The organism is Sinorhizobium sp. M4_45 (assembly GCF_002885915.1).
In the GTDB taxonomy this organism is placed as follows: Bacteria; Pseudomonadota; Alphaproteobacteria; order Rhizobiales; family Rhizobiaceae; genus Sinorhizobium; species Sinorhizobium meliloti_A.
In genome coordinates this window covers 184,498-196,672 of record NZ_NWVE01000004.1, presented here as the reverse complement: position 1 = coordinate 196,672, position 12,175 = coordinate 184,498, and the positions used below count along the sequence as shown (strand labels likewise).

Genomic DNA, 12,175 nt, shown 5'->3' with positions numbered 1-12,175 from the left:
AGAGCAAATGGTTAGAGCATTTCAGTGTTTCCACGAAACATTGAAATGCTCTGCTATCGCAACCGGCGCCTGCTCCCGCACCGGTCGGCGCCGTAGAACTCAGCTATGGGCGAAAATGTCCGTTTCCTCCCAGCCGAGCAGATCGAGCTTGGCACGCGTCGGGAGAAACGAAAAGCAGGCCTCGGCGAGTTCCATCCGGCCATCGCGCAGGAGCCGCGCCGTCAGCTTGTCGCGCAACGCATGCAGGTGGAGCACGTCGGAGGCGGCATATTCGAGCTGCGCCGGCGAAAGAATGTCGGCCGCCCAATCGGAAGACTGCTGCTGCTTGGATATGTCGATGTCGAGCAGTTCCTTGAGATTGTCCTTGAGGCCGTGCCGGTCCGTATAGGTGCGGGCGAGGCGCGAGGCGATCTTGGTACAGAAGACCGGCGACGCGGTGACGCCGAAGGTATGGAACAGCACGGCGATGTCGAAGCGGCCGAAATGGAAGATCTTCTGGCGCGTCGGATCGGCGAGCATCGAGACGAGATTCGGCGCCTGTTTCTGGCCGGCGGCAATGCGAATCACATCGGCAGTCCCGTCGCCCGACGAGAGCTGCACGACGCAGAGGCGGTCGCGACGCGGGACCAGGCCGAGCGTCTCCGTATCGATCGCGATCGCGCCCGTATAACGGGCGGCGTCGGTCTCGGAAATGTCCCTCTCGTGGAACCTTATTGTATTCGCCATCGAAAATCCCCAGATCGTTACTTGCATGATTCCCGGAGAACGGTTCAGGAAACCTGCTGAGATACAAGTGCTGCAGCGACCCGGCCAGTCTGATCAGGCGCGCGGCGCTGTGGAGCGTAGCTGGCCTATAGCGCATGTTGGCCGGCCGCGATACCTTGTCCTTCGGCAGACGTTCCGTTTGCCGGCACCCCGAGAAAGTTCGTATATGACCTGGTTCCGTTTCGCCCTGGCGCCTCCCCTCGTCGCCCTGATGTCGACCCTCTCGCCCGGTACCGGCCTCGCCGGCGGGGCGACATTCGTGCTGGCGCAGGTCTTTCACGACCTGCCGGGCGTACGGCCGGCGAACCCGCTGGGCGACGATAAGAACATCGTTTGCCGGCAGGTTTTCATCGACCGCTACGGCCCCTTCGAGTCGTCTCACGGCCGTCCCCGTTACGATACGGTCTACCGCTGCCGCGAGGGCAGCGGCCCGATCTTCCAGAGCGGCGAGCTGCCGCCGTCGCTCGAGCGGCAGAAGCGCGGCCTCAACTACTGAGTTCGAACCAAGACAAAGGCACGCTTTGCATTGCGCGCTCGGGACAGGCGAAACTGCGTCCCGGACGGCACTGACTGGAGGAAACCATGCCCGAAACCGACAGGCCGCAAAGCGACAGGCCACTTGTCATCAGCGCGCCCGCGCCGCGTACGCTCGATCTGATCTTCACGCCCGACGCGCTCGAGCGTCTTCACCGGCGCTACCGCGTGATCGAAGCCGATCCGGAGAACATCGCCGGGCTCGGCTCCGCCGTCCTCTCCGAGGTCCGCTATATCGTCGGACAGCCGCCGCTTTCCGCAGAAACGCTGGAACGCATGCCGCGGCTGCGGGCCGTTCTCAACGTCGAAAGCAACCTCATCGACAACATGCCCTACGACGTGGTTTTCCAGCGCGGCATCCACGTGCTCACCACCGGCCAGGTCTTCGCCGAACCGGTGGCAGAGATGGGGCTCGCCATGGCGCTCAACCTCGCCCGCGGCATCGTCGATGCGGATGTCGATTTCCGCGAGGGCCGCGAACGCTGGGGCGGTGAGGGCAACAAGTCCGCCCGGCTCCTCTCGGGCTCGGAGATCGGCATCATCGGCTTCGGCGATCTCGGCAAGGCGCTTAACCGCGTCCTTTCGGGATTTCGTGCGAAGATCCGCGTCCATGATCCCTGGCTGCCGGCCTCCGTTCTTCTCGACGCCGGCGTCGAACCGGCGTCGCTCGAAACGGTCCTCGCCGAGAGCGACTTCCTGTTTGTTGTCGCAGCGGTAACCAGTGACAATGAGGGCTTCCTCGACGCCAGGGCCTTCGCGGCCATGCGTCCGGGCGCCGCCTTCATTCTCCTGAGCCGCGCCGGCGTCGTGGATTTCGATGCATTGATCGCAGCCGTGGAAAGCGGCCATATCCGCGCGGCAAGCGACGTCTTCCCGGAGGAGCCCCTGCCCCCTGGACATCCCGTCCGCCGGCTAGCCGGCTTCCTGCGCTCGGCGCACCGGGCCGGTGCGCTCGACATCGCCTTCAAGAGGATGGGCGAGATGGTGCTCGAGGATATGGAACTGATGGACCGCAGCCTGCCGCCGATGCGCTGCAAGCGGGCGGAGCGGGAGACGGTGGCCCGAATGCGCTCGAAGCCCGTCACCGTCAACTGAAGAGTGATGGGCCGCAAACTGTCGTAGCCGAGCAAACGACAAGACATGCAGCAGATCGAAGTGCTGCAGCGATCTTTGCGCGTCCGACCGGACGCGCGGCGCTGTAGCGCAGGTCGTATGCGGCCGGTGGTGCTATGAAAATGCGTTGCAATGCTGCAAAGATCGGAATCCGGATTCGAGGACATCGAAAGCATGCAAGATTCCAACGCGGACAAGCCTTCCCGGACCTGGACCAGCTCTCTGCGGTCGCTGCTCGGTCTCGTGATGGTTGCTATGCTCATCGTCGTGTCCGCGACGCTGGTGGGACTTGACTACCACCGCGCACGCAGCGCTTCGATCGCCGATGCCGAAGACAATATGGACGCCTTCGTCGGCCGCCTGGTCGATCGGCTCGGCGCTCTTTCCGGGGACACCTCCGCGCTCGTCAGCCTCGTCGCATCCGTCGCCAATGCCTTTCTCGTGCCGCCGCCCGAACGCATGAACGACAAGGTGGCGGTGCTGCGCGAGGGCATCGCCCGCTCGCCGCACATCGACGGCGTCTATGTCGGTTATCCGAGCGGTGCGTTCTTTCATGTGGTCGATCTGGACTCGGCCGCCTGGCGCATGGCGCTCGACGCACCGCGGGGAGCGGCCATCGCCGTGCGCTCGATGGAGAGGGACGACCGGGGCAAGCCGTTCGACCGGATCCTGTTCCTCGACGCGAGCGGCCTGCAGTTCGCCGAACGCCGCGCTGCTTCCAACGGCTTCGACCCGAGGACGCGGCCCTGGTATCGCGCAGCCGTCAACGGCAAGGCACCGGTGGCGATCGGTCCCTATGAGATGGCCACGACAGGCAATCTCGGAATGACCATATCGCAAGCGCACCGCGGCAACCCGCAGATCGTCATCGGCGCCGATGTGGTGCTCGATACGATCACGGACTTCCTCTCCCGCGAGCGGCTGACGGACGAATCCGTCTCGTTCATTCTCGATGCGGTCGGACGGCCGATCATCCATTCCGACACCGTGATGATGCGACGCATCATGGCATCGAAGGGCCGGGACCGGCCGGTGGCCACGCCGCAGGAAGATGGACTGATCGAAAGCATCCGGCGCAACCCGCCACCGGCCGGGAAGGCAACTCTCGTCGAAGTCGGAAACCGCACCTATCTCGTCACGGTGGCGCCGCTCGAATCGGCATTGCTTCTGTCCGGGCACCGGGTGGTCGTCGCGGCCCCGCTCGACGAGCTGCTGGCGGCCGCAAACGAGACCCTCGTTCAGGGACTTGCCGTCTCCGGCGCCGTGGTGGTGGTCGCCGTTCTCCTGGCCCTCGTGCTTGCGCATCTGATCACGAAGTCGCTCAACCAGCTCACCGACAGCGCCAACCGCCTGCAGGACCTGGATTTTGCCACTCCTATCGACGTTTCATCGCATGTGGCGGAAATCTCGACGCTCAACGGCGCAATGAACAGAGCTCGCGACGCGATCTTCACCTTCGCGCTCTACGTCCCGAAGGAACTGGTGCGCAAGGGCATCGAATCCGGCCATTTCGGCGGCCGCGCCGCATGGCGGCAGGAAGTGACGGCGATGTTCACCGACATCTACGACTTCACCACCATCAGCGAGGGCCGTTCGCCGGAAGAAGTGGTCGCGATGCTCTCGGAGTATTTCGATCTGTTCAGCGAGGTCGTCGCCGCCCACGACGGAACCATCATCCAGTTCCATGGAGACTCGGTCTTCGCCATGTGGAACGCGCCGGTCGCCGATACCAGGCATGCCGAGCATGCCTGTCGCTGCGCACTCGCGGTCGAGGAGAGGCTTCAGGCCTTCAATTCCGCGCAACGCGCCAAGGGATTGCCGGAGTTCCGCACGCGCTTCGGCATCCACACCGGAACGGCCGTCGTCGGCAGCGTCGGCGCCAGGGAACGGCTGCAATATACGGCGATGGGCGACACGGTGAACGTCGCCTCCCGGCTCGAGGGCATGAACAAGGATTACGGCACGAGCGTTCTTGCAAGCGGCGCGGTGGTCGCCCAATGCAAGGACATGGTGAAGTTCCGCCCGCTCGGCACCGCCAAGGCAAAGGGCCGTTCGACGGCCCTCGACATTTACGAAGTCGTGGGCGTCGTCCGTACGGTTGACACTACCGAAGCCGGAACGGCCGCCTGAGGAAAGGCGGATGCCGCAGCAAGCGGCGGCCCCGGCGAATTCGCTTCGGAACTCTGAAAGCAAAAAAGCCCGGAAACCGGGCTTTTTTTGACTTCCGAACCGCAAAAGCGGTTACCGGAAAAAGGAATGGTGCCCAGAAGAGGACTCGAACCTCCACACCCTTTCGAGTACCAGCACCTGAAGCTGGCGCGTCTACCAATTCCGCCATCTGGGCGACGGACCGGCATGTAAAAGGCCGTGACCGAAGTGTCAACAGGCATTTTGAAGTTTTCGTCTCGCATCGCGAAAAAGCGCGGTAAAGCGCGTCCGGCTCCTCGATGATAGGGCAAGAATTCCAGTGACATGGGGGCCGGAGAGGCGCATTCTAGAGCAACGGCGGAGGAGCAGAATCCGGAACGCGCCCGCGCCGACACGTGGAGCACACGCCCACGAATAAACATGCGGCGCCAAACGCCTACTGCATGTTTCGTCGGTCGACCCGACCGACGCCAAAACATGCAGCAACTTGAACAGTTACAGCGATCTTTGCGCGTCTGATAAGTCGCGCCGCGCTGAAAGGAGCAGGGACAAAAACCGGAAAGCAACGGCTTTCGGAAAGTGAGGAGAAAATGACGAAATTTCGGAATTTCGTTGTGAGCTGCGCACTCGCCGCCGTCTCCGTGGTTCCCCCTGTAACGTCCGTTCAGGCCATGCCGCGCCCGGCGCTCGACATTGCGGTGAAAGCGCCGGCCGGCATCGAGAATGCCACGCATCGCGGCCGTTACGGGTGGCGCGGCGGCTATTCTCGCCGCGGTTATTACGGAGGGTCCGGCTTCTATCCGGGCTGGAGCCCCTATTACCGACGGTCCGGGATCAGCTTCTATTTCGGACCCAGCTACCGCTACCGCCCGTATTACGGGAACCGCTATTACTACGGACCGCGCTACTACGGCCCCGGCTATTACAGCTATCCCGGGCCCGGATATTACGGTTATCGCTCCTATAGACCACGCTACTATGGCGGTGGCTATGTCCGGAGCGGCGGCAACAGCCATGTCGGCTGGTGCCTGTCGCGCTATCGGTCCTATAACCCGGCCACCAACCGGTACCTGACCTATGGCGGGGTTTATCGGGTGTGCTATTCGCCCTATCGGTAGGGGAGCGTACCCTTGGATTCATCGAGTTCCGCGCGTTCTATCCGGCGCGCGGCGCTCCCGTCGGTCAGCGCTTTCTGACGATCCCGACGCGCGCCATGACTTCCTTCGGAATGCCGTAGCGGCGCACGGCATCGCGGCTGTCGCGAAGGCCGCAGGTCTCGCGCTGGATGAGGAAGGCCCAAACCGCGTCGGCTGCCTCGTCGAGCAGTCGCTCGCGTTCGGAAGGCGGGTGCCTGTTGCCGTCATAGGCATTCAGGGCGGCCATTGCCTTTTCGACCTTCAGGCCATTGCGCCCCAGAGCGTCGGCGCGCTCGGCCATCAGTTCGTATTCGAGAACGTTCACCCCGTTACCGGTGAGATCGAAACGGCGCAGCGATTGCGGCGGGCGAAATGTCATCGGCGGCTCCATCAAGCTCATGCCAGGATGGGCCGTGAATGAGGTTCCCGCAAGGGGCCGCGCAAGACTGCGGCGTGGCACCACGTCATCGTCATGGTTAACACTCCCTAAACTCGTTTGGCCTAAGCATTTCAATGTTTCATGGAAACACTGAAATGCTCTAACCCTTTGGTCCAACGCACTTCCGGTCGGAAGACCGTTAGATACTCTTCCTGGAAGTGCTCTAGGCTTGCGGATCATGCCCGAACTGCCCGCCTTCATCGCCATCAGGACAGCCGTCGGAACTGCCGAGGAGACGACGCAGGGCCTGCGCCGCTCGCTGCCGGCGACGGAGCGTAGCGAGGCGATCCGGAAGATCGTCGATACGCTGACCCGCCATCTCTCCGGCAAGGAGGTCCTATCCAAGGACGCGCTGGTGAAGTTGGTCGAAGACCTGGCGCTCATCCTCAAATTTCCACCCCTGCCGCAGGAGACCGGACGCGCCTTCATTCGGCGGTTGACCGGCTTCATCGAAGCATTGCCAATGCCGGAACGCCAGCTTCTGGAGAAGCAGCTGGCAGCGCGCAACCTTGCGCAGCGCGTCGCCGTTGCGGCGGCGATAACGGCCGACCGCCGGGGCGCGATGCCGCCCGATCGGACCCCGCTCCGCAGCCTGCCCCTGCCGGCACACGTCCCGCCGGCGCTTCCGGGCGCCAAGGCACCGGTCCCGGGGGACCTCGCGCTCCTGCAAGCGATGCTCAGGAAGACCTACGGCGCCGATACGGAAAGCGTCCGGATCGAGACGACATCCGCAGGCGCGGCTATCGAAGCGGCGCACGAGGAGGCTCCGGTCGGGCAGCAACGTTCGCCGAAGACGCCCATGAACGCTCCTGCAGCGCCGCGAGGTGCGGAAGTTGCAGCGAGAGATGCTTCGGCAAGCCCGCTTGAGAACGAGATGGCGGAGATGGCGGAAACGCCGGCCATGACGCCGGAAGGCTCCGATAATAAGCTCCCGGATAGCGAAGCGGATTCGGCGCAACCATCGGCGCCACGCCCCAGTCAGGCGGAGGACCTGAACGGGAGTGCGCGCGCAGTGCTGAAGGATGCAAAACCTGCGACGGCCGAGAACAAGGCTGCAGCCGAGGACAAGACTGTACCCGAGGACAAGGCTGCAACCGCAGAGGCCGGCGCTGAAAAACTCCCTGGCGGCGAAGCCTCGGAGGGCACCGACGGCCCGCCGCGCTCCGCGAGGGAGGACGACAAGCCACGAGTGCGGATGCAGAGTGCCGCGCGCATGGCGCAACCGCCGGCGGAGGCCTTGAGAACGATCATACGCGACAGTCTTGCGTTGCCGGGGACGATCAAGAGCTGGCAGCCTCGCGATACGGGAGACACAGGACCGACCGTGCCCCTGACGCCGAAGAACGAGGCGCCCGCGCGGCCGCGGGAGACCACAGGCGCGATCAGAATCGCAGCAGCCGCCGGCGAACCGCCGGTGGATATCGCACCCGACGCCGAAACGGGCGCACCGCTTCGCGACCTGCCTCCTCCTCAGGCAGAACGTCGGACCGGCGAGGACGCGATGGCGCCGCAGGGCTTCGCCCGTGTCCCCGAAAGCGGACTTCCGCGCGAAATGTTTCCCTTCGCCCTGGTTCCCTACCCGCCGGCCGAAGAAAGCGATGCCGACGAGGTGAACCGGCGCAAGCGGGAAAGCGAGAGCGAGCCGGAGAAAGACGCAAGGGACGACGAGGGAGAAACGGAAAGCGACGACCGGCAGCAGGGACATGGCGCCGGCGGCGAGGAGGATCAGGCCGAAGAGCGACCGGCAGCCGACGCCTATGACCTCTACCGAAAGCTCGGCGGCCTGGCTTAGATCAAGATGTCTTCAGGTCGGGTCGACCTAAGGCCTGTTGAGATTCGGGCACCTGCCGCCGCTTGTGTGATTCCCTCATTCCTGTGCTCGTCACAGGGTTGAGAGCAGCGCCGCGTCTGCGGCGCGGGAAGAGTTCTTTCAGCCCAAGGACTTGGTCTGGCTGGATTCCTGTGACGAGCACAGGAATGAGGAAATCAGACAAGCGGCGGCGGGTGACCCGAATCTCAACAGGCCTTAGAGCACAAAGTGTAACGGTTTTTCCCACTGCGCCGCGCGTCTCATAAGACGCGCAAAGGTCGCTACAGCCCACGAAAAAGCCCGCGGAGATCACTCTCCGCGGGCTTATCATTTCAAGTCCGTCAACGATTACTCGTTGTTCTGGCGGTTCTTGAGCGCAGCGCCCAGAATGTCGCCGAGCGAAGCACCCGAGTCGGAAGAGCCGAACTGAGCGACGGCTTCCTTCTCTTCCGCGATTTCCAGAGCCTTGATCGACAGCTGGATCTTGCGGTCCTTCTTGGAGAAGTTGGTGACCCGCGCGTCGACGGTCTGGCCGACCGAGAAACGCTCCGGACGCTGTTCGTCGCGATCGCGCGAGAGGTCGGCGCGACGGATGAAGGCGGTGACGTCCTCGTGGTTGACGAGCCGCACTTCGATGCCGCCATCGTTGACGCCGATGACTTCTGCCGAAACGACGGCGTTCTTGCGCAGTTCGCCGGAAGCGGCAGCTTCACCGACCGCATCGCGGCCGAGCTGCTTGATGCCGAGCGAGATGCGCTCCTTGTCGACGTCCACGTCGAGAACGACAGCACGAACGACGTCGCCCTTGTTGAACTCTTCGATGACCTGTTCGCCCGGACGGTTCCAGTCGAGGTCGGAGAGGTGGACCATGCCGTCGACATCGCCATCGAGGCCGATGAACAGACCGAATTCGGTCTTGTTCTTGACTTCGCCTTCGACTTCCGTGCCAGCCGGATGGCTATGCGCGAAGGCCTGCCACGGGTTCTCGAGCGTCTGCTTGAGGCCGAGCGAGATGCGGCGCTTGGTCGGGTCGACTTCGAGAACGACCACGTCGACTTCCTGGCTCGTGGACAGGATCTTGCCGGGGTGAACGTTCTTCTTCGTCCAGGACATTTCGGAGATGTGAATCAGGCCTTCGATGCCCGGCTCCAGCTCGACGAAGGCACCGTAGTCGGTGATGTTCGTGACGGTACCGGAGATCTTCTTGCCGACCGGATACTTCGCACCGATGCCGTCCCACGGATCGGACTCGAGCTGCTTCATGCCGAGCGAGATGCGGTGGGTTTCCTGGTTGATGCGGATGATCTGAACCTTGACCTGCTGGCCGATGTTCAGGATTTCCGACGGATGGTTGACGCGGCGCCACGCCATGTCGGTGACGTGCAGCAGGCCATCGATGCCGCCGAGGTCGACGAACGCACCGTAATCGGTGATGTTCTTGACGACACCCTCGACAACCTGGCCTTCCTCGAGGTTCTGAACGATTTCAGAACGCTGCTCGGCGCGGGACTCTTCGAGAACCGTGCGGCGCGAAACGACGATGTTGCCGCGGCGCTTGTCCATCTTCAGGATTTCGAAGGGCTGCGGGTTGTGCATCAGCGGCGTCACGTCGCGGATCGGACGGATGTCGACCTGCGAACGCGGCAGGAAGGCTACGGCGCCGTCGAGATCGACGGTGAAGCCGCCCTTGACCTGGTTGAATATGATGCCTTCGACGCGTTCGCCGGCTTCAAACTTGACTTCCAGGCGCTGCCAGCTCTCTTCGCGGCGGGCCTTCTCGCGCGAAAGGACTGCTTCGCCGAGTGCGTTTTCAATGCGCTCGACATAGACTTCGACTTCGTCGCCGACCTTCAGCGTGCCGTCCTTGGCCTTGGCGCCGAATTCCTTCAGCGGTACGCGGCCTTCGACCTTGAGGCCGACGTCGACGATTGCGACGTCTTTTTCGATCGCCGTGACGATGCCCTTGGCGACATAGCCTTCGGCGAGGTCCGTCTTGGCGAAGGACTCTTCCAGAAGCGCTGCGAAATCATCACGGGTGGGGTTGGTTGCAGACATATAATCTCCTGCTGCGTCTCCTGCCGGAAACGCATGTGCGCCGGGGGTTGGTGTTAGACAGGCCTGAACCCAGTCCGCTCCTGTCATGGAGCAATCCGGCGCGTGGACGGAATTTCAGGCTATTTTCAAGAAGGAGACCGGCTGGGCCGGATCAGGCCTTCTTCAAATCTTCTCTTTCAGGGCGGCGTCGACCAGCGTCTTCGCCGCCTGGAATGCCGCCTCTATACTCATTTCGGAAGTATCAAGCAAGTGCGCGTCCTCGGCAGGTCTCAAAGGACTGTCGGCACGACCCATGTCGCGCTCGTCACGCTTCTTCACGTCCTCGAAAACCGCGGCGTAGTCAGCCTTTCCGCCGCCGGCGATGATCTCGTCATGGCGCCGTTTCGCCCGCACTTCGGGGGAAGCGGTCACATAGAGCTTCACCGCCGCATCAGGGCAGACGACCGTGCCGATGTCGCGCCCGTCGAGCACGGTACCCGGCTCCTTGCGCGCGAAGGCCCGCTGCGCCTCGACCAGTGCCCGGCGCACGGCCGGCATGACGGCGATCTTCGACGCCGCCTCGCCGATCGAATGCTCCGAAAGCACGGCGCGATCGAGCCCGGAAAGGTCCACCTCGCGCGCCATCGTCTCGGCCACCGCCTCGTCGCCGAGCGGCAGTCCGGCATCCATGAGCGCCTTGGCGGTGGCGCGATAGGTGAGCCCCGTGTCGAGATGGTGGAAGCCGTATTGCTCGGCGATCCGGCGCGAGAGCGTTCCCTTGCCGGCGGCCGCAGGCCCATCGATGGCGATTACGAAGGTCATCAGGCTGCCTTGTTCTCTGCCTCTTCGATTTTCGCGCCCAGTCCGGTCATCAGGCCCATGAATTCGGGGAAGGACGTCGCGATCATCGTCGCATCGTCGACCGTCACCGGATGCTCCGAGACAAGTCCCATGACAAGGAAGCTCATGGCGATGCGGTGGTCGAGATGGGTCTTCACCTGGCCGCCCGAGTTATTGCCCAGGCCCTTGCCGCCGGGCCGGCCGCGCACGACCAGCGAGGCCTCGCCCTCGTCGCAATCCACCCCGTTGAGCTTCAGGCCGTCCGCAACGGCGGACAGACGGTCGGACTCCTTGACGCGGAGCTCTTCCAGCCCGTTCATCACGGTTGTGCCCTCGGCGAAGGCGGCGGCGACCGCGAGCACCGGATATTCGTCGATCATCGACGGGGCGCGCTCCTCCGGCACGGTGACGCCCTTCAGCTCCGAATAGCAAACGCGCAGATCGGCGACATCCTCGCCGCCGGCAAGCCGCTTGTTCATGACCTCGATATTGGCGCCCATCTCCTGCAGGGTCAGGATGAGGCCGGTACGGGTCGGGTTCATCAGCACGTTGAGGATGGTGATGTCCGAGCCCGGAACGATGAGCGCCGCCACCAGCGGAAAGGCCGTGGAGGACGGATCGCCTGGCACGTCGATCACCTGGCCCGTCAGCTTGCCGCGGCCCTCGAGGCGAATGGTGCGCACACCCTCGGCATCGGTCTCGACCGTCAGCTTGGCACCGAAGCCCTGCAGCATCTTTTCCGTATGGTCGCGGGTCATCACCGGCTCGACGACGGTCGTGATGCCGGGCGTGTTGAGGCCGGCGAGCAGCACGGCGGATTTCACCTGGGCAGACGCCATCGGCACGCGATAGGTGATCGGGTTCGGCGTCTTCGGCCCGCGCAGGGTCACCGGCAGCCGGTCGCCCTCCGCCGACTTCACCTGAACGCCCATTTCGCGGAGCGGATCGAGCACGCGGCCCATCGGGCGCTTGGTCAGCGAGGCATCGCCGATGAAAGTGGAATCGAAATCATAGACGCCGACAAGGCCCATCGTCAGCCGGCAGCCGGTGCCGGCATTGCCGAAGTCGAGCGGCGCCTCCGGCGCGAGCAGCGCGCCGTTCCCGACACCGTCGATGATCCAGGTGTCGCCCTCCTTGCGGATCCTGGCGCCCATCGCCTGCATGGCCTTGCCGGTATTGATCACGTCTTCGCCTTCGAGAAGACCGGTGATGCGCGTCTCGCCCGCGGCAAGGCCGCCGAACATGAAGGAGCGGTGCGAGATCGACTTGTCGCCCGGAATGCGCAAAGTACCCTTGAGGTCGGAAGACTTGCGTGCGGTGGCGGGCCGCGGGTTCGAGCCGTGAGACATCGTGGTT

10 protein-coding genes and 1 tRNA gene are annotated in these 12,175 nt (G+C 63.8%); 5 read left to right on the top strand and 6 right to left on the bottom strand.

Going from position 1 to position 12,175, the window contains the following annotated elements; translation table 11 throughout:
- Nucleotides 1-99 precede the first annotated feature (99 nt).
- Entirely contained in the window at nucleotides 100-726 is a 627-nt protein-coding gene (locus CN933_RS13945) for a ribonuclease D (RefSeq protein ID WP_018093879.1), read from the bottom strand.
- Between the two features lie 205 nt (nucleotides 727-931).
- Between CN933_RS13945 and CN933_RS13940 the strand changes: the two genes are divergently transcribed.
- The 3 genes from CN933_RS13940 (at nucleotide 932) to cya1 (ending at nucleotide 4,542) form a co-directional block, all read left to right on the top strand.
- On the top strand, nucleotides 932-1,261 hold the full coding sequence (locus CN933_RS13940; RefSeq protein ID WP_018093878.1) for a hypothetical protein: 330 nt from the start codon (nucleotides 932-934) through the stop codon (nucleotides 1,259-1,261).
- Nucleotides 1,262-1,347: 86 nt separating this feature from the next.
- Nucleotides 1,348-2,394 (top strand): hydroxyacid dehydrogenase, encoded by a 1,047-nt coding sequence (locus CN933_RS13935; protein ID WP_018093877.1) that lies wholly within the window; start codon nucleotides 1,348-1,350, stop codon nucleotides 2,392-2,394.
- A gap of 150 nt (nucleotides 2,395-2,544) precedes the next feature.
- A complete protein-coding gene (gene cya1 / locus CN933_RS13930) occupies nucleotides 2,545-4,542 on the top strand; it encodes an adenylate cyclase Cya1 (protein ID WP_018093876.1) in 1,998 nt (665 codons plus the stop codon).
- Nucleotides 4,543-4,669: 127 nt separating this feature from the next.
- On the opposite strand, the gene CN933_RS13925 is transcribed toward cya1, so the two are convergent.
- A tRNA-Leu gene (locus CN933_RS13925) sits at nucleotides 4,670-4,756 on the bottom strand.
- Nucleotides 4,757-5,150: 394 nt separating this feature from the next.
- On the opposite strand from CN933_RS13925, the gene CN933_RS13920 reads away from it, so the two are divergent.
- A complete protein-coding gene (locus CN933_RS13920; protein WP_018093875.1) occupies nucleotides 5,151-5,678 on the top strand; it encodes a BA14K family protein in 528 nt (175 codons plus the stop codon).
- A 64-nt stretch (nucleotides 5,679-5,742) separates the two neighbouring features.
- Here CN933_RS13920 and CN933_RS13915 read toward each other — a convergent pair whose 3' ends face one another.
- Nucleotides 5,743-6,075, bottom strand: a complete 333-nt coding sequence (locus CN933_RS13915) for a DUF6665 family protein (RefSeq protein ID WP_026168498.1) — start codon at nucleotides 6,073-6,075, stop codon at nucleotides 5,743-5,745.
- Between the two features lie 238 nt (nucleotides 6,076-6,313).
- On the opposite strand from CN933_RS13915, the gene CN933_RS13910 reads away from it, so the two are divergent.
- Nucleotides 6,314-7,927: a hypothetical protein gene (locus CN933_RS13910; RefSeq protein ID WP_026168497.1), complete on the top strand. Its 1,614-nt coding sequence runs from the start codon at nucleotides 6,314-6,316 to the stop codon at nucleotides 7,925-7,927.
- Nucleotides 7,928-8,293: 366 nt separating this feature from the next.
- Here the strand turns inward: CN933_RS13910 and rpsA are convergent, their stop codons facing one another.
- From rpsA to aroA, 3 genes are all read right to left on the bottom strand, one after another.
- Nucleotides 8,294-10,000 carry a 30S ribosomal protein S1 gene (rpsA, locus tag CN933_RS13900; RefSeq protein ID WP_003534399.1) on the bottom strand — a complete coding sequence of 569 codons (1,707 nt, stop codon included), beginning with the start codon at nucleotides 9,998-10,000 and terminating at the stop codon, nucleotides 8,294-8,296.
- A gap of 162 nt (nucleotides 10,001-10,162) precedes the next feature.
- On the bottom strand, nucleotides 10,163-10,801 hold the full coding sequence (gene cmk / locus CN933_RS13895) for a (d)CMP kinase (RefSeq protein WP_018093873.1): 639 nt from the start codon (nucleotides 10,799-10,801) through the stop codon (nucleotides 10,163-10,165).
- Entirely contained in the window at nucleotides 10,801-12,168 is a 1,368-nt protein-coding gene (aroA, locus tag CN933_RS13890) for a 3-phosphoshikimate 1-carboxyvinyltransferase (RefSeq protein ID WP_018093872.1), read from the bottom strand. Before aroA ends, cmk begins: the two co-directional genes overlap by 1 nt.
- Nucleotides 12,169-12,175 lie beyond the last annotated feature (7 nt).